The following is a 20,348-nucleotide window of genomic DNA, read 5'->3' on the forward strand; positions in this document are numbered from 1 at the left end:
CCGAACGCGGCCACCGACGGACGCTTCGCGGATAAAGTCCCGGTGAGCGGCTGCTCGCGGCAACCGCCCACCCGGGGGGAGGGATCGGCGGATGCGGGTACTGGTCACCGGCGGTGCCGGGTTCATCGGTGCGCACGTGGTGGAGCTGCTGATGGCGGCCGGGCATGACGTGGTCGCGTTCGACGTGCTGCACCCGGCCGCGCACCGGCATGACGCGGCTCGCGATGTGCATGTTCCGCTGGTGCGTGGCGATGTCCGCGACGCCGCAGCGGTGGCCGCCGCGCTGCGCGGGGTCGACGTGGTGGTGCACCAGGCCGCGATGGTCGGTACGGGCGCGGACATGGCTGACCTGCCTGAGTACGTCGGCTGCAACGACCTGGGCACCGCGGTGCTGCTGGCCGAGCTGGCCCGCGCCGGCCTGCGGCGGCTGGTGCTGGCCAGCTCGATGGTGGTCTACGGCGAGGGGGCGTACGCCTGCCCGGTGCACGGCGCGGTCCGGCCGGCCCCGCGTGCGGTGGATGACCTGGCGGCCGGCCGCTTCGAGCCGACATGCCCGCGCTGCGCCGTGCCGCTGGTCCCAGGGCTGGTCGACGAGGATGCGGCGCTGGAGCCGCGCAGCGTCTACGCGTCGACCAAACTGGCCCAGGAGCACCTGACCGCGGCGTGGGCGGGTACCGTCGGGGCGAATGCGGTGGCGCTGCGCTACCACAACGTGTACGGGCCGCGGATGCCGCGCGACACCCCGTACAGCGGAGTCGCGGCGATCTTCCGCTCCGCGCTGGAGCGCGGCGTGGCACCGCGAGTGTTCGAGGACGGCGGGCAGCGCCGCGACTTCGTCCACGTCCGCGACGTGGCAACGGCGAACGCGGCCGCGCTGGACGCCACCAGCGGGACGCCTGGCGGGTTCCGGGCATACAACATCGCCTCCGGCCGGCCACACACGGTGGGTGAGCTGGCCGCGGCGCTGGCGACGGCCTGCGGCGGTCCACCGCCGGTGCTGACCGGCGAGTTCCGGGCCGGCGACGTGCGGCACGTGGTCGCCTCACCCGAACGGGCCCGTCGGGAGCTCGGCTTCAACGCGATGGTCGGCTTCGAGGAGGGCATCGCCGAATTCGCCTACGCGCCGCTGCGGGTTTGAGCAACGACCACCGGTCTTGGTTCGCACCTGGCAGTGCCGCGCTCTGTGCGAGGCCGGCTCCCACCCGAATTACCTGGCGCGCAACACGATGCCCGCAGCTGGCCGCGGCAAGAATCCGCAAGGTAAGTCTGACCAGATCCCTGCCGCGCCGGCCAGAACTACCTTGCGAACTGCTGGTCAGGGCGTCGGGATTCGCAAGGCTCAGCTGGAACGGACACTTGTCCTGTATCGCCGAAGGTCGCGAATGTCGGACTAGGTTGCGAGTGATCTTGCGAAGGTCAGAAATACTCTGCGAGTCGCTGCCCGAGTTCCATGATCGATGGCGAAGATCATCAGAGTTCTTGTCCGATCTCCTTGGGCTTGGCGGATTCTCGGACAGTTGGCGGTTCTCGCGACGGATTCTCGTGCTCGGCGGTGGCTGGGGCCCGATATGTGCAACTACGCGTAGAAGGCGTCCCAGGCAATCTGGCGAGTCTCAATGGATCAGCGTGATTCGGATGGCGGCCGCCTTCGTGACGCAGCTGCGCCCCTGACGGCGATCAGCGGTGCTCCTGCGGCCCTGGCGCCGGGTGAGGGGGTGCTGCTGCGCCTCTGGCGCCGGTCAGCGGCCGACGAGCCACAGTTGCACGGCGTGGTCGGGGCGGTTGCCGCCGACGGCCAGCATCCGGCCGTCGCGGCTGAAGGCCAGGGCGTACGTCCAGTGGTATTGCCCGGTGACCTTGGCGAGGATGCGCCCGGTGGTCGTGTCGCACAGCAGGGCGGTGTCCTCGACGGCCACGGCGAGCGTCCGACCGTCCGGGCTGTAGCCCATGTCGGTCGCGGTGGCGGTCTCGACGTCGCAGCGCCGGCCGGTCCACGAGCGCGTGGCCACGTCCCAGAACCGCACCGTGCGGTCCTGCGCGTTGATGGCGAGGGTCCGGCCGTCCGGGCTGAACGCCATGCTGTCGATGTTGCTGGGCTCCCCGCCATCCTTGTCATGGAGCTCGCCGATGTACGTGCCGTACGGCACGTTCCACAGCTCGGCCTTGGGGTCCTGGTCGGCCGGCAGATGGATGTCGTCCCAGCCGGCGGCGGCGAGCGTGGTGCCGTCCGGGCTGATGGCGACGTTGCCCAAACCGGTGGTCGAACTGGTGCGCAGCGTCGCGACGGTCTCGCCGCTGGCGACGTTCCAGAGGCGGACCGTCTTGTCGCCGCTGCCGGTGGCGAGGATCGTGCCGTCGCGGTTGAACACTGCGCAGCAGACGTAGTCGGTGTGGCCCGTCAGGGTCCGTATGAGCGTGGCGCTGGCGACGTCCCACAGCCGCACGGTCTTGTCGTAGCTGGCGGTGGCCACGATTTTGCCGTCGGGGCTGAAGGCGACGCTCTCGACGTGGTACCCGTGGCCGGTGAGCTCCCGGCTGGAGCCGGTGGCGATGTCCCACAGGCGCGCTGTGTTGTCGGTGCCGCCCGTGGCCAGGGTCCTGCCGTCCGGGCTGAACGCGATGGACTGCACGGTGCCGGTGTGTCCGAGCAGCGAGGCCACGAGCCGGGGTTGGCTGCTGATCACGACCGGTCCGACGGCGGATCCCGCGCCCGCGGACGGGATCAGCGTGGCGACCGCAGCGACCGCCAGGATGACGACTGCCCGCACGATCCGGGGCCGCCGAACCGCCATCGGCGCCTTCAGCGGTGTCGGAGGCAGTGGGGGCGGAGGCAGCGGCGGCGGAGGCAGTGGCGGCGGAGGCAGTGGCGGCGGGGCCGGCCGGGCGTGCAGTCCGCCCTCGGCGACGACGAGTTCCGGCTGGTCGAGGGCGGTCGGCGCGATGCCGAGCGCCCGATGCAGCAGGGTGGCGGCCAGCGGGGTCCGGCTGGCGCCGCCGACGAGGAGCACGGCGGCGACGTCCTCCGGCGCGACGCCCGCGTCCCGCAGCGCCTGCCGGGTGCAGGCCACCGTGCGGTCCAGGTGCGGCCGGGCGTGCCGTTCGAACTCGGCGCGGGTGAGGTGCAGGTCGACGTCGGCCAGCGGCACGTGCAGCGCGGCCGTGGCGTGCCGGGACAGCTGCTCCTTGGCGGCCCGGGCGCCCTGCCACAGCGCCTGGCGGGCCTGCCGGTCGGCGGAGGTCTCGGGCCAGTCCAGCCGGCCCCAGGCGGTGCCGGCGGCGGCCGTGTGCGCCCGGGCGTGCGCGACGACCGTGGCGTCGAGGTCCAGGCCGCCGACGTCGTCGAGGCCGGCCGCGGCGCGCACGTCGAATCCGTCGGTGCGGGCCCGCACGACGCTCACGTCGAACGTTCCGGCACCCAGGTCGTACACGACGAGACAGCGCCCGGCGGGCAGGCTGCGGCGCAGCACGGACGCGAAGTACGCCGCGGCGGCGACCGGCTCCGCGACCAGCTCGATCTGGTCCAGGCCGGCCCGGGCGGCGGCGTCGGTGAGTACGGCGAGCCGGGCGCTGTGCCAGCCGGCCGGGTGGGTCAGCAGCGTCGCGGCCGGCGGGCCGCCGAGGGCCCGGGCCGCCTCGTCCGCGACCCGTCGCAGCACCGCCGCGAAGAGTTCGACGACCGGGATCTCGCGCTCGCCGAGCCAGACCGTGCCGTCATCGACGCACCGCTTCGGGCTGGCGACGAACGCGGCCGGCGCCGCGACGGCGGCCCGTTCGGCGTCGGCGCCGGTCAGCAGGTCGGGGCCAGCGCCGGCGAAGACCGCCGAGGCGAGCAGCGGCGACGCGTCGAACAGCAGGGGCCGCGCCCGCCCGTCCGGCCCGGCGATCATCGCCACGGTGGTGGAGGTGCCGAAATCGATCGTCAGGCGGTGCGCGTCGGCGGCCACGCGACGACTCTACGAAGGCCCGGCACCCGTCCGGCACCGACCGCAAGGCTAATCGGCACCGGACTGGTGTGCGGATTTTCCGCCGCCCAGATCAACCGGACGCCGGTGCGCTATTCGTCGGCGACGATCCGCGCCGCCCGTAGGCTGCGGTCACGCGCGCATCAGTCTCCCGCCACGGCGCGGCCGCGACCGTACTCGCCGCCGTCGCGGTCCTGACGGCGAGCCGGGCCCGGGCTTCGCCATAGGACAGGCCGAGGTGGCGGCGACCGCGCGGATCAGCTGCCAGCCGCGGACGGAGGTGGCGACGATCGCCGCGGTCTGTGGGCTTGCCGCACGGTGCCACACCGGGCCAGGAGGACGGACTGGTCAGATGGTTGGGCCGCCGCAGCGTCCGGGTGCGGTCCGCCGCGTTGCGCCGCCGGCCTGCGGTCGGGCGCTGCCGCATCCGCCGTGCCCGGAGCTCCGGTCATAAGCCGGTATGCGGCCCCAAGTGGTGACTCACGGTGACGATTTCGCCGGCGGGTGAGCTGCGATTAGGACAGGTTATGGGGTTCCACCGGCACTGGTGATCCGTCGAATCCGCCAACATTACCGAGAATCCTGACTGCCCAGTCTCGTTTGTTCCTGTCGAGGTGCAGCTCGCGGGCGCCGACCGATGACATGATCCTTAGGACATCGAGCTACGTCGCGTCTTGTTGACGCGACGGCCCGAGCCGGGACGGTCTCGTTCGTCTCCATCTACTTGTCGCGAGCCAGGTCACCGGATGGTCATCCGACATGATTTCTGAGACCGGACAGTTCGCAACGTGCATCTGACCAGATCCCGGTCTGCTGACCAGATTTCCCTGCGAGGCGCAGGTCAGGCAGCAAGTTATTCGCAGCCTTGAGCTGGATCGGGCAGGTCTGGCTTTGCTGCCGCGGGCCTGCCGGCGAGCATGCAGCGCGACGGTGCCGCCGCTCCGCGCGCCTCTGGACACCGGGTAGCCGTTCAGAAATCCGTGGTGGACGGCAGCCCGGCGCTGCCGAGCAGTTGAGTCACGACCGGTACGCCGCCCGAAACCCGGAATGGAACCGCTGTACGACCGATTGCCGCGTGTCGCTGGCTGTCATGACAATGAGCCGGCAGCTCTTACCGAAACCGACAAGTGTGCGGGGCCACCGATGCGACCAGGAAGTATTCGCGGCAAGGGCGGTTCGTTCAGCATTTTCCGCATCCCCAACTTCCTGTTCGAGCCGCGCGGCAGCTTTCTCGGGGAACGGGTCGGTGCGATCGACGTCCTGAATAGGATCCGATCGGTGATCGGGACCCTCATCGTCGCCGGAATGATTGTGTACTACGACGGGCTCAGCCACCTCGGGACGCCCACGACGGATGCGACCGGGCAGCGCACGTACAACCTCCAATTGGACAATCCCGAGGCGCGCTGGTTCGTCGGGGTCATTGTGACGATCGTCGTGACCGCGTTCCTGATCCCGCTCGTGTCGCTCGGGCTGGTTGCATGGGCGCGGTCCGGGGCGCGGAAGGCGACGCTCTACCAGCTGCGGTGGCCTGTGATCACCGCCGGGGCATTCTTCGGCCTGCTCGCGGCCCTGCCGCCAACGCTCGCGGGCGTCAGCGCTCTCGCGGCGCAGGTCTCGAAGCTCAGCGTGGTCGCGAAAATCGGCGCGTACCTGTTCACGCTTGCCGTCGCCGTCATCGTGCTGGTGTGGTTGGTGAAGACGCTGTACCTGTGCGCCACGGGGCTCTTCCGGGCCGACGATGGGCACCCGCTGCTCGCTGTCTTCGCCGCGCCGGTCATCGCGGCGTCAGCCAGCGCGATCATGGGGGCACAGGGCGACGACGGCCTGCAAGGGGTCTCCGAGGTCGTCAAGACCGTCACCGAGTGGGGCGGGACGGCCAGCATCCTGGCGTTGAGCGTGGTGTCGTGGTTCATCCTCAGGGCCAAATATCCGCACGACTTCCCGTTCCGCAACGGACCGCTGCGCCGAACCGCCGAGGCGCCCGCACCCCAGCTCCAGACGTAGGCCGGGCGTCGGGGCGCGGATACGCTCGGCCAGGAACACCGGACGGCAGGGCCTGCTCGTCTTCGTGAGGAATCGCAGGCACCCCCTGGGCTTGGTTGCTGGGGACGCTCGGTCATCTGTGTGCACGACGAGCGCCAGCGCATCCCGGGCTCCAGCATGTCGTCGACGGTCTCCGCCGCCAGGCGTTCGTCGGTCCAGCGGAAAGGCCTGGCCGAATGTCGCCAGCCGGTACGGCCCCCGGCGCGACCGCGAGCAGATCCTCGGCCAGACCTTGGACCCACCGGATGTTCGCACAGTCTTTCCTCGGCCGCGCGGCAGCCCTCCGTCCCGACGTACACCGTGACCCAGATCGTCGACACGCATCTCCGCGTCCCGTCCAGACCGACCACCTGGTCGAAAGGCGAGCAAGGCGGACGGCAAGCACGCCTGCGCCGCGGCCGACATCCAGAAGCCGACCGCTCCCGTCCAGACCTATCTACCGCGTCAGGAGGGCCTCGAGCTCCGGCGAGTACGTGGGGCGACCTAGCGATAGTGGACAGCAGAGCCGAAGAAGATGGTGGGGTCATACGGCACCCGCACCAGTATCCCCGATCGGCACACTATCCCCAGTGGCGAACATCCAAGATCCATCGAATCCGAAACATAAGTCTGACAACTTCGCGCGCCATCGGCCAGATCCACTCTGCGAGCCGCACGTCGAGACGCCGACCCTCGCAGTCGTAGATTGGAACGGACACCATTTGTCCTGTACGGACCGAGATTGCACCGTCCGCACTTAGATTGCACATGACTTACACCGTTCAGACTTACCTTGCAGGTCACGACCGGGCGCAACTGTGCTGCAAGAGTTGATGGCAGCCATACTCGGACCATGGGTACGGGAGCTGCCGTCATCTCCGCCATCGCTGCCTCGATTGCGGCGATACTTACCGCCGTCAACCTGTACATCACGGGTCGCCGCGATCACACCAAGTGGGCGCGTGAAGCGCTGGTCGAGGTCATGGTCACTTTCGTGGATGCCAGTTTCGAGGGCAAGGACGCTGTCAAGTACGGCATCCGCGACGGCAAGCCCAATGCCTGGCCGCCCGCTCCTGACGCTCAGTGTCGGATTGATGCACAGGCTGCCAAGAGCCAGATGCGGACGATGCAGTCGCGGCTGCGCCTGCTGTCGACACCCGAGATACTCGACGCAGCCCAAATTCTTCGAGAAGCGAATGCGGAGTACGTGAAGTTGCTCGACGAAGACCACGCGGTTGCCGTCGAACAGGACGCTTATATGCGAAACAAGCTGTGGATGCTCCGCCAAGACTTCATCAACGAGGCCAAAAGGGCACTCACACTGCCTCGGGCCTGGCGAAGGACGCCAAATACGAAGCCGTCGGAGGCGATCGGCCCTGGTAGCAGCTGACGCGCCGGCCAGGCCCAGTAGATCAGTAGCTAAGACCCCGATGGCCGCCAGCCGCTGCTGCCCCGACCGGAATCCGAAGAAAGTGCCAAGTAGATCCGGACCCTTCGCTGGCATTGCGTCCAGACATACTTGTCCCGTCACAGCTCAGCGTGCCGCGCCCGTGCCAAGTCAAGCCGTACTGGACACCATTTGTCCCCGTAGCGCGACAGCCTGGGAGCGTCGGACCAAGGCTGCGAGTGATCTTGCGAGCGTCAGAATGATCCTGCGAGTGGGCGGCGAGGAGGGTCGCCGTTGCTACGCTGGCTTGGTGCGTTGCGGGGCGCCGCCAGCCCGTGGACAGGGCGAAGCCCACCCGCGAGAAATCCAACGGTTCTCAGTCTTCTTTCGGCCTGATGTCGACGGGCGCAGGCAGCCAACGGAAGGAGACCGTCATGTCGGTCATGCGGCCTTTGCCGGACCATCCGAACCTCACCAATCTGAAGAAGCAGGCCAAATCGCTGCTGGCGGCGTGGCGGGCCGGGGATCAGCAGGCGTTGGAGCGGCTTCGGGACCTGCATGCCCGCGGCGGACGCCTCACCGCGATGGGGCGGCATTCGCTGCAGCGCCCGGCTGGACAACCTCGTGTTCGCCGCCGCAGCGGGTGATCTACCGAGGGTCAGAACCTACCTGCGCGACGGCGACCGACTCAGCCACGGTCGGCCCCGCAGCGCTACGCGCATCGGAGCGCGCGGGCCCATGCTCGACCCCGACCATCTGATCGAATACGCGCTCATCTACAGCGCCGGGCTCGGCCGCCGCGCTGTTGTCGAACTCCTGCTCGCCGAGAGCCCCGATCTGAGCATCACCGAGCCGGTATGGCACAGCACCGCCGCCGGCGCGGCCCGGTACCACCATCGACCCCACATCCTGGCGCTACTCGAAGCCACATAGGCCGACGGACGCAGCTCAGCCAGCGCCACCCAACCATGACCGAGCCAAGATCGACGGAATCCGCAGGGTAAGTCTGACCAGATCACGCGGCGCGTTGGTCAGGTCTACCCTGCGAGTCGCTGGTCAGCGCGTCGGCGTCCGCAAGGTTCGACTGGATCGGACAGCGCTACTGTCGTGTCCAGGCCAAAGTGGCGGCGTCCAAGTCAAGTTGGCGGATGAGCTGGCGGCGTCCAGATTTAGTTGGCGTGTCATGCGTCGATGTTGGGTCCCGGTGGACTGTGGCTACGCTGTCCTGCCTATGCCGGGATTCTCATGGAAGGAGCGCCATGTCCAGCGCAACCGTCGCTGCGGTGATCGCGGCGAGCGCCGGCCTCCTCGGCGCGTTGTTGGCCTCCGCAGGGACGTACTCGGTTGAGCGGTTCCGTGCGCATGCAGCGCTGCGAGAGAAGGCGCAGGAGCGACAGCTGGCAAGCATCGAGGCGTTCCTCCTCGCCACACACGCCTGGCACGACTTTTTGGTTCTCGTCGGAGAGCTTGGCTGGACGCAGAACGACAGCGATCGGATCAACGAGATGGACCGGCGTGTGCTCCAACGAGACCAGGCCTACCGGCGGCTTCTGCTGCTGTCGTCGCCACGCCTGTACCGGTGGCTCACCGAGACCTACGCACCAGTGGAATACGAGGTGAGGCGGACTTACGTGCACCAGATTCGTTTCGAGAATCACGTCGATGACGGAGCGAAGCAGGCACGGCGTGCCTACAGCAAGCTGATCCGAGAGGATCTTCCGGAGGTCGCACGTGCGGATCTGACGGGACTACGCGACGCACGTCGGCTGGCCGATCGCCGGCCGTAGAGCGGGCCGCCGTCGACGTACACGGAATCCGCCATGTAAGGCTGGATGATCCGCGGCTCAACTGTCCAGATCTACTTGGCGAGCTGCACGTCGCGTGCTTGGCGTCCGCCACCTTGACCTGTACGCGACAATTGTCCTTTCCGCATGAACTTGTCGCTGTCCATGTGATCATGTCGGGTGACTTGTCGGTGTCCACGTTTAGTTGGCGTGTCACGCGCGCTGATGTCCGGTCTCGGCGAGGTTGGCGGATTCTCAAGCAGACGCGCAGCCTTCGGCGCAGATTCCCGTACAGCGTGGCACTCGCGGCCCGTTTTGTACCCCTATGAAGGGAAGAGCGTCTCAGGCAACCTTGCGATTCTCAGTGGATCAATTGATGTGGCCTCTGCCTCGCCGTAGCCGGCTCGATTCGGTGCTGGGTCCCATTGAACCTGGCATGGATGCCTCGATCGTTCGGCCGCCGTCATTATCAGGACTTTGTCGCCTTTTCAGCTGAGGGCGGTGAGATGCGCAACGGTCGGCGGTCCGCCATCCGACTCGTTGATTGACTGCGATGTTTCTGGTCAGCACACTCATGAGCGCTCGCTCGTCACGCTATGGGCGGAGGTGATGGCGGGATGTCATGGTTGCAGATTCGTTCACCTTCGTCGCTCGCCGGACAGGTGCGTGAGATTCGCCGCGCTCCTGTGGTGCTCGGCCGGTCGCCGGACGCCGATTGGTCGCTGCCGGATCCGCAGGTGAGCCGGCACCATGCCGTGATCCGGCCGGCCGCCGACGTCGACGAAATCGAGGACTTGCGCTCCGCGTCGGGGACTTGGGTCAACGATCGGCGCGTCTCCGGCCGTCATCCGCTGCGCCACGGCGACCTCGTTCGCCTGGCCAACATCGAACTGCAGTATTCCGCCGAGGCTCCCGCGGCGCCCCGTTTCGACATCGCCGGCCAGATCGTAGACGGCGCGATCAACAACGTCGGGGGAAACCAGTACTTCCAGCAGATCGTCGTCGACCGCGAGGACGCCTACCGGCGGCTGGAACCGATGAACCGCTTCGTCAGCGTGCTGTTCCTTCTTGGATTCGCTCTGGCGGGGTTCGGCGTGATCGGCTTCATCGGGTCCGTCGTGGCCCTATCGGTCACCAACGACAGTGAACCGATCGTGGTGGCCGGTGTGCCGTTGTTCGCGATAGCCATGGGCGTGGCGCTCCTTGGCTTCGCGGTATGCATCTTCGCGATGGTCGTCGGCGGTCTGGTGGGCCGCAAGCGCAAGCAGATCGACCAGCGGTATCCGCTGGCGCCGTTCCTCGACCGGTGACCTTCGACGGAGGAGCAATGGTCTTCAACATAGGCAATCAGACTGGCGGAGTGGTCAACAACGTCGCTGGCGATCAATACGTCTCCGGTGGTCAGCACGGCATTGCGTCGGTCGCGGAGGCGAGGTCCGCCGCGCGGGATTTACGGGCCGTGATTGAGCGTCTGGAACTGCCGGGCCCGGTTCGCGTCGAGGCGCTGGAGGTCGAACGGGAACTAGGCGCCCAACAGCCCGAACGCGCCCGGGTGGCGGGCCGGCTGGAGCGGCTCACCGGTGTGCTGTCGAGCACCGGCGCACTGGCGACGGCCGGCGCCGCACTGACCGGTCCGCTCATCGCCATCGCGCGGTGGCTCGGTGAGGCGGGAGCGCCACTGCTGCGCATCCTGTCTGCTTGACGACCCGTCCTCTTTCGCTGTGGGCCGCCGGCTTCCGCACCGTTCGCCGACGCGCGAACAGGCTTGTCAAGGGACAGTACGAAATCGCGCATCACACCGCCCGAACAGGCAAACCGGTCGCGAACGCCAAGTTCATTGAGACAACTCGACACTTTCGGCCGTCGCCGCCCACGTTCAGTGAGACAGCCCGGACCCTGGTGTCTCAATCAAACTGTCCTGCCGCAGCTCACGCCTTGATCACTCGCCAACTCAAATGAGACCGGACAGCTGATGAAGTTCGTTGCGTCGAGAATGCTTGGTGTGACGATGCTGCCGGGTGTGCAGGATGTGGTCGGCGAGGGGTCGGTGGATGGCTTCGAGGTCGGCTATGTCGGTGGGGACGGTACGCAGTACCGGCTGCCGTTGGCGGACGTCTGGGCGGTGCGGTTCGAGGCGATGGCGCCGGTGCGGCGGTTCATGCCGCGGAAGGGTCAGCGGCATCTTTCGGGGCGTTGGTGGTCGGCTACCGATGTCGGGCATGTCGGCTACGAGTCGTGGCTGGAACGCGATCATGTGATGGCGTTGGATTTCGACCCGTCCGTGGTGGGGATCGCCTCGCAGCCGTTCTGGCTGTCCTGGACCGGGTAGGAAGGGCGGGTTCGTTCGCATGCGCCGGACTACTTCGCCCGCCGGGCGGATGGCTCGGCGGTGGTCGTCGACTGCCGGCCGGCGGAGCGTCGCCGGCGCGGGACCTGGCCGCGTTCGACGCGACGCGGCGCGCCTGCGAGTTCGTGGGCTGGGAGTACCGGCTGGTCGGCGCGCCGGACCCGATCGTGACGGCGAACCTGCGTTGGCTTTCCGGGTACCGGCATCCGCGCCATGAGCTGCCGGGGTTGGCGGTGGCGTTTCGGGCAGCGTTCGCCGAGCCGGTGCCGCTGCTGGCCGGCGCCGAGGCGGTGGGTGACCCGATAGCGGTGTTGCCGGTGCTGTTCCACCTGCTGTGGCGCCACGACCTGACCGCCGATCTGTCGGTGCCTCTGCATCCATGCTCGAGCGTTACCACCGCTGTCGCCGGTCTGGTGGCGGTCTGATGGGCGGGCAGGCGCGGGCGGTGCTGCGTCCGGGCGACTGGGTGAGCTTCGACGGCGGCGAGCACCAGGTGCTGGCCATGGCGGGTACGTCGGTGCGGCTGCGGTCGGTGGATGGCGCGGAGCAGGTGGTGCTGGCCTCGTATCTGATGGGTGCGGCGGACTTCGCCGTGGTTGACGGGACGTCGGTGCCGCAGCTGGAGCCATTCGGGTTGTTGGACGGTCTGCCGGAGGATGTCCTCGCGGAGGCGCAGGGCTGGGAACGGCATGTGGTAGAGGTGGAGACCGGCCTGGCGCCGGGCGCTGGACCGGGTGCCACGCCGCGGCCGGGGCACGACCCGGCAGTGTTCACCGTGGCGCAGCGCACCGAGGTCAAGGCCGGCGAGCTGGGGGTGAGCGCTCGGACGGTGGAGCGGATGCGTGCCCGGTACGCGCAGCAGGGCTTGTGGGGGTTGGTGGACCGACGGGCGGTGCGGGCGCGGGAGGCCACCGGGCGGGCGGATTCGCGGCTGGTGGCGGTGGCCCGGCAGGTGATCGAGGCGGAGACGCATGCGTCGACGGGTACCCGGGGCCGGTTGATCCGCCGGGTGGTCAAGGCGGTGGAGGATGCCTATGGGCCGGGTGTGGTGCCGGTCCCTGGTCGTTCGGCGTTCTACAAGCTGGTCGACGCCCTGTCGACCGGGCGGCACACGTTCTCCTCGGCGGTGACCCGCCGGCAGACGGCGAACCGGCCGGATGGTCCGTTCACGGTGACGTTCGCCGCTCGGCCGGGTGAGCAGGTGCAGATTGATTCGACCCCGATCGACGTGATGGTGCTGTTGGATTCCGGGATGCCGGTGCGTGCGGACCTGACGATCGCGGTCGATGTGGCGACCAGGACGATCTGCGCGGCGGTGCTGCGCCCGGTGGGCACGAAGGCTGTGGACGCGGCGTTGCTGCTGGCCCGGATGCTGGTGCCGGAGCCGATGCGGCCGGGCTGGTCGTCGGCCTTGCGGATGTCCGTGTCGCGGCTGCCGCACGCCCGGCTGCTGGACGTGGACGCACGGATGGAGTCGGCGGCGGCGAAGCCGGTGATTGTGCCGGACACAATCGTGATCGACGGCGGGCAGGTGTTCGTGTCCGACACGTTCACCCGGGCCTGCGCCCGGTTGGGTGTCTCGGTGCAGAACTGTCGGCCAGGAACTCCGACGGACAAGGGCATCGTCGAGGCGACATTTGATGCCATCAATACCCTGTTCTGTCAGCACGTGGCGGCCTACACCGGCTCGAACACGCAGCTTCGCGGGGATCGGGTGGACGCGCAGGCTGCGTGGACGGTGCGGGATCTGCAAGATCTGTTGGATGAATGGCTGCTGCTCTGGCAGGCTCGCCCGCACGATGCGCTGCGCGATCCGTACTTCCCGCCCGCGGTGGTCCGAGCGACCACCGCGGGCCCGCCGGTGGGCGGTGTCAGCGGCTCATGCTTGCCAGGAGATCCTGGCACGCCTACAGCAGCGTGCGGCTGATGTTGGCGTCGTACCCGGTGTGCCGTGACAGCACCCGCACCATGGTCGCGCAGATGTCCGCGCAGTCCATGTTGGTGCGGATGCACCTGGTCAGCTCCGCGACCATGCCCTCGCTCAGACAGCCGTCGGCGCAGGCAGCCGGGGTCGGCGTCCGGTCAGCGGCGATCGCCGGGTGGGGTGATGCGGACGGGGAGTGTTTGCAATCCGCGTAGGACGAGCCGGTCGCGGCGCAGGGGAGGGCGGTCCGGTGGGGCCGACAGCTGCGGGAATCGGGTCAGCAGCTTGGGGAAGGCGACGGTTGCCTCGAGCCGGGCGAGGTTGTTGCCGATGCAGATGTGTGGGCCGGCGCCGAAGCTGAGCGGCCGGATGTCGAGGCGGGTGGGATCGAAGCGGTCGGGGTCGCGGTAGCGGGCGGGGTCGCGGTTGGCGGCGCCGATGAGCAGGATGACGTTGCGGCCCTCGGGGACCGGGATGCCCTCGATGGCCAGGCCGTCGGTGCGGGCCTGGCGCGTGACGGCCTGGACCGGGGCGTCGTAACGGAGGACCTCCTCGATGAATCCGGCGATCGGGATCTGCCCGGTGCGCAGCTCGCCGGCCAGGGCGGGGCGGTCCAGCAGGATGGTGAGGCCGTTGCCGAGCAGGTTGGTGGTGGTCTCGAAGCCGGCGACGAGCAGCAGGATGAGGTTGGCCAGCAGTTCCTGGTCGCTGAGCCGGCCGTCTTCGGCGTCGCGGGCCGCGACCAGGGCGCTGACCAGGTCGTCACCGGGCGCCGTGCGGCGTTCGCCGATCAGGGGGGTGAAGTATCCGGCCAGCTCGCGGGCGGCGGCGTCAGCGGACGCGAACGTGGCGCCGGAGAGTTCCAGCGCCTCGGTGAGGTCAGCGGCCAGCGGCCGGAACGGGCGGCGGTCGCTGGGGGGCACGCCGAGCAGCTCGCCGATGACGGTGACCGGCAGCGGGAAGGCGACGAGGTCCATGAAATCGGCCGGCTCACCGCCGCCGGCCTCACCGAGCCGGTCGAGCACGTCGTCGACGGCCGCCTCGATCGCCGGCCGCAGGTCGGCGACCCGCCGTGGCGTGAACACCTTGGCGATCAGTGAGCGCATACGGCCGTGGTCGGGTGGGTTGGCGCGCAGGATGGACTGGTTCATCAGCTGCAACGCGTCCTTGCCGGCGTCGGGTGAGACCGGTTCGGGCAGTCCGAATCCCGGCTCTCGCAGCACCTGGTTGACCGCCGCGTAGCCGCAGACGAGCAGGGAGCCGTCGGGGAGTTCGGACACCGGTCCCAGCTCGTGCGCCGCGGTGTAGAGCGGGAAGGGATCGGAGCGCCCAGCCGGTGTCATCATCTGCTGGACGAGCGCCGCGGCGTCGCGCCCACCTCGGCCCGGCCGCCAGGTGAGGCTCAGCTGCTCGCGGCGGCCGATGCTGTGCAGGCGTGCGGTGATGGCGTCGCAGACGAGTCGTAGCTGCCGTTCGTCGTCGGCCTCGGCGATCAGGACGAGTTCGCCCGCGGAGGCCTGCAGGGTGCAGCGTGCGCGGTCGAACTCGATGAGCCCATTGGTGTCGGCGTACTCCGTGCGGCGTGGCCTCAGCATCGCGGCGTCCTCGGGGTGCGGGTGGCCGTGGTCGTGCTCACGATCGGGGTGCAGGTCGCTGATCCGGGCGAGGTGCGCGCACAGCTGGGTGAGGTAATGGCCGGCGCGATCGGTACGGATGCGGGCTTCGGCGGAAGGCATGAGGGGTTTGCTCCTAGCGCCTGGTGCAGGCGGCCAGCCAGGCGGCGACGCCGCCGGCATGCATGGTCGAAGTACTGGTGGTGGCCTGGACCCGGTCCACGGTCCATCCGTCGGTGCAGCAGGATTCCAGTTCGCCTCGGGACATGGTGTGGGGCGGGATCGGTTCGGTGGTGTGCCGGTTGCTGTAGCAGAGCACGAACAGCCGGCCTCCCGGTCGCAGGACCGCGTGCAGGCCATCGAGGTAGCGGGACCGGTCCGTGGGGGTCAACGCGTGCAGGAGCAGGCAGTCCACCGCCGTGTCGAACACCTCACCCAGCTCCGCAAGTTCGAGCGCGTCGTGCTGGATGAACCGTGCGGTCAGGCCGCGGTCGCGTGCCTTGCGCCCGGCGACTGCCAGGGCGTCGGCGGCGCGGTCGATCCCGGTGGCGTCCAGTCCCGCGGCGGCGGCCATGAGGGTGTGTTCCCCGGTGCCGCAGCCGATGTCCAGCACCCGGCCGCGCAGGGCGCCGCTGTCGGCCAGGGCGAGCAGGGCCGGCTGCGGGGCGCCGATCTCCCACGGCGGGCCCCCGCCGTGGGAGATCGGCGATGCTTGCGCCGGGCCGGTCACGCGTCCCGCCGGTTGATCATGACGAGCCCGGCCAGCAGGGCCACGGCCGCGTACAGGCTGAACACGCCGAAGCCGGTCCACGGGGCGAGGCTGGCCGCCTCGCGATGGGCGGCGACGAAGATCTGGCTGCCCGACTGCATCGGAATGTAGGGCCCGACGGTGGTCTTCCACGACCCGGGAAGCAGGTCCAGCAGCAGCGGAGGCACGAACAGCACGCCGAGCAGGGTCGCGATCGTCGCGGCCGAGGAGCGCAGCAGGGCGCCGAGCCCGAATCCCAGGAGCCCGTAGACGGTGAGGTACAGGCCGCCGCCCAGGACGGCCCGGGTGACGCCGGGGTCGCTCCACGCGGTGCCGGATAGCGTGCCGGCGGGCAGCGCCGCCAGGAACGCCAGGTAGGCGGCGAGCGTGGAAACGGTTGAGGTGACCAGCGCCGTCCCGGCGAAGGCCAGGCCCTTGGCGGCCAGGACGGTCCGGCGGCGCGGCACGGCGGCGAAGGTTGTACGGATCATCCCGCTGCCGTATTCGCCCGTGATGGCCATGGCGCCGAGCACCCCGAAGGCGACCTGCGACAGGTGCAGCCCGGCCAGCGCGAGCTGGACGACGTCCACATGGGCCAGGTCGGCGGGCTTGAGCCGCGGGGCCAGCAGGGCGGCGGCGAGCACGGCAAAGCCGATGTTGCCGGCGAAGGCGACGAGCAGCGCCCAATACGTCGACCGGATGCTCGCCAGCTTGGCCAGCTCCGCGCGCAGCACGTTGGTGAACTCCCCGCCGCGGCGCCCGACGGCCGGCGACGCTGTGGTGGCCGGCGATGTTGTGGTAGCAATCATGGCGAAGGCCCTTCAGCGCGCGGCCGGCGTCGGCACCGGCATCGGTTGGGTGGCGTGGTAGTCGGTGGTGTCGCGGGTCAGCTCCATGTAGCGCTGCTCAAGCGACATCTGCTGCGGCGACAGCTCCAGCAGGCCAAGCCCGCGGACGCGTGCCGCCTCGCCGATCTCGTCGGCCGTCGCATCGATGACCCGCAACGCACCGTCCGGGTCGTGGCCGACGGTCGCGCCCCGCTCGGCGAGCAGGGCGGCCAGGGCATCGGCCTCGGTGCAGCGGACCCGGATGTAGTTCTCGCCCCCGGAGGCCAGGAACTCTTCGACGCCGGTCTCGGCGATCAGCCGGCCACGGCCGATGATGACCAGCCGATCGGCTGTCACCGCCATCTCGCTCATCAGATGGCTGGACAGGAACACGGTGCGGCCCTGCGCGGCCAGCGACTTCAGGACGCTGCGGATCCACGCCACGCCGTCGGGGTCGAGCCCGTTGACCGGCTCGTCGAACATCAGCACCGGCGGATCACCGAGCAGTGCCGCGGCGATGCCGAGCCGCTGCGCCATGCCGAGGGAGAACCGGCCGACCTGCTTGCGGGCGGCCGAGGCCAGCCCGACCTGGCGCAGCACCTCATCGACGCGGGAGCGCGGGATGCCGTTGCTGAGCGCCAGCCACCGCAGGTGCTGGAACGCCGACCGCCCGGGGGCCACCGCCTTGGCGTCCAGCAGCGCCCCGACCTCGTACAGCGGGCGGCGGTAGCCGGCGTACGGCCGGCCGTTCACCGTGACCGCCCCCGCGTCGGGCGCGTCGAGCCCCAGGATCATCCGCATCGTCGTGGACTTGCCCGACCCGTTCGGCCCGAGGAACCCCGTCACCGACCCGGCCGGCACCGTGAACGACAGCCCATCCACCGCCGCTACGTTCCCGTACCGCTTGACCAGCCCAACCGCCTCGATCATCAGTGGCTCTCCCCGCCGAGCACACCGGTCAGATGCAGTACCGCGGCGAGCACCACCAGTGCGACCACGACGACGGCGACCAGCACCTTCCGGCGCCGTGACACCCCGCCGATCGCGGCGTCCGGCACCGCGGGGTCGGTGTCCTGATGGGACGGCAACTCGGGCATGGCGAGACTCCTTCGATCCGCTCGGCGCCCCGACCCGGACGGGCCGAAGCGGATGTAGTTTTTCAATACATAGTGTCGCTGTCAAGTCATGTGTATCGTGGCCGGTCATCGCGTACGATGGGCGACATGCCGAAGATCTGGAGCCAGACGATCGAGGCGCACCGCGACGCCGTGCGGGAGGCCACCATCAATGCCACCGCCGCATTGGTCGCCGAACACGGGCTGACCGGCGTGACCATGTCGCAGATCGCGAAGGAGACCGGCATCGGGCGCGCGACGCTCTACAAGTACTTCCCCGACGTCGAGTCGATCCTGCGCGCCTGGCACGAGCGCCAGATCGACCAGCACCTGCAGGAGCTGCTCCAGGTCCGCGACCGGACCGCCGGCGCCGCCGAACGCCTGGAGTCGGTGCTGACCGCATACGCGATGGCGATCTCACACCGGCGCGCGCACGACACCGACATCGCCGACAAGCTCCACCACGGCGAGCACGTCGCCGCCGCCCACCAGCACCTGCGTGCGTTCGTCCAGGACCTCATCGCCGACGCCGCCGCGGCCGGAGCCACGCGCCAGGACGTCCCCGCCGGCGAACTCACGCTCTACTGCCTGCACGCCCTGGCCGCGGCCACGAGCCTGCACGACCCGGCGGCGATCCACCGGCTCGTCCGGACCACCCTCACCGGCCTGCGGACGCACGACCCCGCGTAGCGCGGGTGAGGTCAGTGACGTGCCTGCAGCCACCGCAGGGTCTCGGCGGCGTGCCGCGTGACCGTGATGTGGCCCTCGTCGGAGATGATGCTCAGGTCCGCCGACGGCAGCTGCCCGGCCAGCCAGGCGCTGTGCGAGCTGGGCACCATCCGGTCGGCGCTGCCGTGCGCGAGCAGCACGGGGCAGGCGACGGCGGCCAGGTCGAAGCCCCATGGGCCGGCGTGGCCAGGTCGTCGTCGATGAGCCCGGCGGGGCCCATGACGAGGGCGGTCGGCACGATCCGGTCGAACCAGGCCCAGTCGGACTGCGGCGCCTCCCAGCCGGCCGGGCCGAACCCGATGTCCTCCTCGCCGGCCGCCCCGGCCAGCTGCCGCTCCGTCGCCGCACGGCCCTCCCGCGCCGAAGCCAGCGAGCTCCCGCGCTTGCCGCGGCTCACGATGCCGTGGCGACGGGCCGGCACGGCTCCGACCTCGGCCTGCACAGCGTCGACGTGGTCCTGGTCCGCGACGATCTGACCACCCTGCCCGCGGTGATCGCCGTGTCCCGGCGGGCCCGACGCCTGGTCATCGCACCTCGCCATCGCCGCTAGTAAACGAGGGGACCCGGCGTGGGTAGGCGCCGCGCCACCTGCAAAGCCGGGCGACCGCACCCAACGATTGCAGATGATCACCGTACGTGCGTACGTGTCGACGGTGTGTCGTGGTCGTCCACACCGGACATCAGTCGCGGTGGTGCGGGGCCGAGTTTCGGGGTCGCTGAGTGGCGTGCGAGGTGCCCCGGTCGCGAAACCGCAGCTCAACGTGGCTCCCGGGGTGAGCCGAGCGCCGCAGGCCGGGTGTACGAGATGCCCTGGCTTTGGTGGCAAAGCCACAGCTCACGCCGTGCCGCGGCGGGTAGCAGTACGCCCGTACGTGCAAAAACTCGTGTCATGACACGTCGCAGGCATTGGTATTGGTCAACAAAAAAGGCCAGCTACGCTGGCCTTTCGCAACGTCGGGACAGCGGGATTCGAACCCACGACCCCTTGACCCCCAGGGTCGTCGGAGGCCCCAGCGACGTGCTCAGCAACGTTCTCCCAGGTCGCTGTAAGCATAAACCGGCCGAGTAAAGGGGTCTGTGATTTGGTGGCGCTGTGTATCGATGATGCGCTGGTCGGAGCGGCTATTTGGGGTTCAGGTGGCGTGCTGTGGTGACCTGGACGAGGGTTGCTGTCGGTGTCATGAGGTCTGCGAGGTCGTGGGCGGCTTGTTGGGTGCCGGCGCCGTCGCCGGCGTCGATCTCCACGTAGTGCTGCGCGAACGGATACTCCGGCAGGTCGGCGAACCGCTTCGGCGGAGTTCGCAGCACCTTCATGCCCTCAGCCATTGCTCTGCTCCTCGGTGCCTCCTCGATGCGGTCAGTGCTGGAACGCGGCGGTGTGGTCGGTGACCCATTCGGCGTAGGTGCGTGCGGGACGGCCGAGCACCTGTTCCACGTCGTCGGAAGGAGGCCGGCCGGAGGCTGACCCAGTCCAGTCCAGTCCGCCGGCGACGGCGGCCTCCTCTGCCTCTTTGTTGCGATCGCCCGGGAAACGCGACGGCTGCTGGGTGGTGTCGTCGTCGAGGTTGATGGCCGAAAGCGCGACCACACGGGCCACGCTGCGCTCCTTGGCCAGTGCCAGAAGCTCCTCGGCGGCTTCGCCGACCGCTCTCGGGTGCAGGAACACGGTGGTGACGCCGTCGAGGTATCCGGCGATTGTGCCGGGCCGCGAAGGATCGCCGGCGACGTTCTCGACGCCGGCGGGAAGGCCGGCGGCCTGCAGGTCGCGGCTGACGGCGCGGACCGGGACGCTCTCGCGGACGAGGATGCCGAGGAGCGGGCGGCCGATGGTGCCGGTCGCTCCGGTTACGACGATCATGACCGGCCTCTCGTGGAGCACATAGGATG

General features: G+C 69.4%; 23 protein-coding genes and 1 pseudogene. 13 read left to right on the forward strand and 11 right to left on the reverse strand.

Features of this window, described 5'->3' with window-relative positions; all coding sequences use genetic code 11:
- Positions 1-91 precede the first annotated feature (91 nt).
- Complete coding sequence (locus ACPPVO_RS21540; protein WP_426513000.1) at positions 92-1,138, forward strand: NAD-dependent epimerase/dehydratase family protein; 1,047 nt, start codon at positions 92-94, stop codon at positions 1,136-1,138.
- Between the two features lie 601 nt (positions 1,139-1,739).
- Here ACPPVO_RS21540 and ACPPVO_RS21545 read toward each other — a convergent pair.
- Positions 1,740-3,944 carry an Hsp70 family protein gene (locus ACPPVO_RS21545; protein WP_426513001.1) on the reverse strand — a complete coding sequence of 735 codons (2,205 nt, stop codon included), beginning with the start codon at positions 3,942-3,944 and terminating at the stop codon, positions 1,740-1,742.
- A gap of 1,161 nt (positions 3,945-5,105) precedes the next feature.
- Here ACPPVO_RS21545 and ACPPVO_RS21550 point away from each other — a divergent pair.
- From ACPPVO_RS21550 to ACPPVO_RS21595, 10 genes are all read left to right on the forward strand, one after another.
- Positions 5,106-5,969 (forward strand): hypothetical protein, encoded by an 864-nt coding sequence (locus ACPPVO_RS21550; protein ID WP_426513002.1) that lies wholly within the window; start codon positions 5,106-5,108, stop codon positions 5,967-5,969.
- An 871-nt stretch (positions 5,970-6,840) separates the two neighbouring features.
- Positions 6,841-7,377 (forward strand): hypothetical protein, encoded by a 537-nt coding sequence (locus ACPPVO_RS21555; protein ID WP_426513003.1) that lies wholly within the window; start codon positions 6,841-6,843, stop codon positions 7,375-7,377.
- Positions 7,378-7,808: 431 nt separating this feature from the next.
- A complete protein-coding gene (locus ACPPVO_RS21560; protein WP_426513004.1) occupies positions 7,809-8,021 on the forward strand; it encodes a hypothetical protein in 213 nt (70 codons plus the stop codon).
- Between the two features lie 91 nt (positions 8,022-8,112).
- Positions 8,113-8,307: a hypothetical protein gene (locus ACPPVO_RS21565; RefSeq protein WP_426513005.1), complete on the forward strand. Its 195-nt coding sequence runs from the start codon at positions 8,113-8,115 to the stop codon at positions 8,305-8,307.
- A gap of 326 nt (positions 8,308-8,633) precedes the next feature.
- Positions 8,634-9,161, forward strand: coding sequence for a hypothetical protein (locus tag ACPPVO_RS21570; protein WP_426513006.1), 528 nt, complete (start codon positions 8,634-8,636; stop codon positions 9,159-9,161).
- A 614-nt stretch (positions 9,162-9,775) separates the two neighbouring features.
- Complete coding sequence (locus ACPPVO_RS21575; protein WP_426513007.1) at positions 9,776-10,468, forward strand: FHA domain-containing protein; 693 nt, start codon at positions 9,776-9,778, stop codon at positions 10,466-10,468.
- Positions 10,469-10,485: 17 nt separating this feature from the next.
- On the forward strand, positions 10,486-10,860 hold the full coding sequence (locus ACPPVO_RS21580; RefSeq protein ID WP_426513008.1) for a hypothetical protein: 375 nt from the start codon (positions 10,486-10,488) through the stop codon (positions 10,858-10,860).
- A gap of 306 nt (positions 10,861-11,166) precedes the next feature.
- Positions 11,167-11,487, forward strand: coding sequence for a TnsA-like heteromeric transposase endonuclease subunit (locus ACPPVO_RS21585; RefSeq protein ID WP_426514668.1), 321 nt, complete (start codon positions 11,167-11,169; stop codon positions 11,485-11,487).
- A gap of 143 nt (positions 11,488-11,630) precedes the next feature.
- Positions 11,631-11,930, forward strand: a complete 300-nt coding sequence (locus tag ACPPVO_RS21590; RefSeq protein ID WP_426513009.1) for a TnsA-like heteromeric transposase endonuclease subunit — start codon at positions 11,631-11,633, stop codon at positions 11,928-11,930.
- The gene (locus ACPPVO_RS21595) at positions 11,930-13,432 is read left to right on the forward strand and encodes a hypothetical protein (RefSeq protein WP_426513010.1); all 1,503 of its coding nucleotides are present in this window, start codon (positions 11,930-11,932) and stop codon (positions 13,430-13,432) included. Before ACPPVO_RS21590 ends, ACPPVO_RS21595 begins: the two co-directional genes overlap by 1 nt.
- Here the strand turns inward: ACPPVO_RS21595 and ACPPVO_RS21600 are convergent.
- The 7 genes and pseudogenes from ACPPVO_RS21600 to ACPPVO_RS21630 all read right to left on the reverse strand — a co-directional run bounded on the left by ACPPVO_RS21600 (position 13,413) and on the right by ACPPVO_RS21630 (position 17,714).
- Positions 13,413-13,538 (reverse strand): hypothetical protein, encoded by a 126-nt coding sequence (locus ACPPVO_RS21600; RefSeq protein WP_426513011.1) that lies wholly within the window; start codon positions 13,536-13,538, stop codon positions 13,413-13,415. The genes ACPPVO_RS21595 and ACPPVO_RS21600 overlap by 20 nt on opposite strands.
- 49 nt (positions 13,539-13,587) lie before the next feature.
- Positions 13,588-14,775, reverse strand: a complete 1,188-nt coding sequence (locus tag ACPPVO_RS21605) for a cytochrome P450 (RefSeq protein WP_426514669.1) — start codon at positions 14,773-14,775, stop codon at positions 13,588-13,590.
- A 102-nt stretch (positions 14,776-14,877) separates the two neighbouring features.
- Positions 14,878-15,225 (reverse strand): annotated as a pseudogene (locus tag ACPPVO_RS21610) (DUF2218 domain-containing protein); the annotation flags it as partial.
- The gene (locus tag ACPPVO_RS21615; RefSeq protein WP_426513012.1) at positions 15,179-15,772 is read right to left on the reverse strand and encodes a class I SAM-dependent methyltransferase; all 594 of its coding nucleotides are present in this window, start codon (positions 15,770-15,772) and stop codon (positions 15,179-15,181) included. The gene ACPPVO_RS21615 and the pseudogene ACPPVO_RS21610, both read right to left, overlap by 47 nt.
- Positions 15,769-16,599: an ABC transporter permease subunit gene (locus tag ACPPVO_RS21620; protein ID WP_426513013.1), complete on the reverse strand. Its 831-nt coding sequence runs from the start codon at positions 16,597-16,599 to the stop codon at positions 15,769-15,771. The genes ACPPVO_RS21615 and ACPPVO_RS21620 overlap by 4 nt, the downstream gene beginning before the upstream one ends.
- A gap of 12 nt (positions 16,600-16,611) precedes the next feature.
- Positions 16,612-17,547: an ABC transporter ATP-binding protein gene (locus tag ACPPVO_RS21625; RefSeq protein WP_426513014.1), complete on the reverse strand. Its 936-nt coding sequence runs from the start codon at positions 17,545-17,547 to the stop codon at positions 16,612-16,614.
- Complete coding sequence (locus ACPPVO_RS21630) at positions 17,547-17,714, reverse strand: hypothetical protein (protein ID WP_426513015.1); 168 nt, start codon at positions 17,712-17,714, stop codon at positions 17,547-17,549. Before ACPPVO_RS21630 ends, ACPPVO_RS21625 begins: the two co-directional genes overlap by 1 nt.
- Positions 17,715-17,840: 126 nt before the next feature.
- Here ACPPVO_RS21630 and ACPPVO_RS21635 point away from each other — a divergent pair, with 126 nt between their 5' ends.
- Positions 17,841-18,422, forward strand: coding sequence for a TetR/AcrR family transcriptional regulator (locus ACPPVO_RS21635; protein ID WP_426513016.1), 582 nt, complete (start codon positions 17,841-17,843; stop codon positions 18,420-18,422).
- A gap of 11 nt (positions 18,423-18,433) precedes the next feature.
- Here the strand turns inward: ACPPVO_RS21635 and ACPPVO_RS21640 are convergent, their stop codons facing one another.
- Positions 18,434-18,601 carry a hypothetical protein gene (locus ACPPVO_RS21640; protein WP_426513017.1) on the reverse strand — a complete coding sequence of 56 codons (168 nt, stop codon included), beginning with the start codon at positions 18,599-18,601 and terminating at the stop codon, positions 18,434-18,436.
- 263 nt (positions 18,602-18,864) lie between these two features.
- Between ACPPVO_RS21640 and ACPPVO_RS21645 the strand changes: the two genes are divergently transcribed.
- Positions 18,865-19,011 (forward strand): hypothetical protein, encoded by a 147-nt coding sequence (locus ACPPVO_RS21645; RefSeq protein WP_426513018.1) that lies wholly within the window; start codon positions 18,865-18,867, stop codon positions 19,009-19,011.
- 572 nt (positions 19,012-19,583) lie between these two features.
- Here the strand turns inward: ACPPVO_RS21645 and ACPPVO_RS21650 are convergent.
- Together ACPPVO_RS21650 and ACPPVO_RS21655 are read right to left on the reverse strand one after the other, a co-directional pair.
- Positions 19,584-19,787 carry a hypothetical protein gene (locus tag ACPPVO_RS21650; RefSeq protein WP_426513019.1) on the reverse strand — a complete coding sequence of 68 codons (204 nt, stop codon included), beginning with the start codon at positions 19,785-19,787 and terminating at the stop codon, positions 19,584-19,586.
- 31 nt (positions 19,788-19,818) lie between these two features.
- On the reverse strand, positions 19,819-20,319 hold the full coding sequence (locus tag ACPPVO_RS21655) for an SDR family oxidoreductase (protein ID WP_426513020.1): 501 nt from the start codon (positions 20,317-20,319) through the stop codon (positions 19,819-19,821).
- Between the last annotated feature and the right edge of the window lie 29 nt (positions 20,320-20,348).

This window comes from Dactylosporangium sp. McL0621, from assembly GCF_049995355.1.
Taxonomy (GTDB): domain Bacteria; phylum Actinomycetota; class Actinomycetes; order Mycobacteriales; family Micromonosporaceae; genus Dactylosporangium.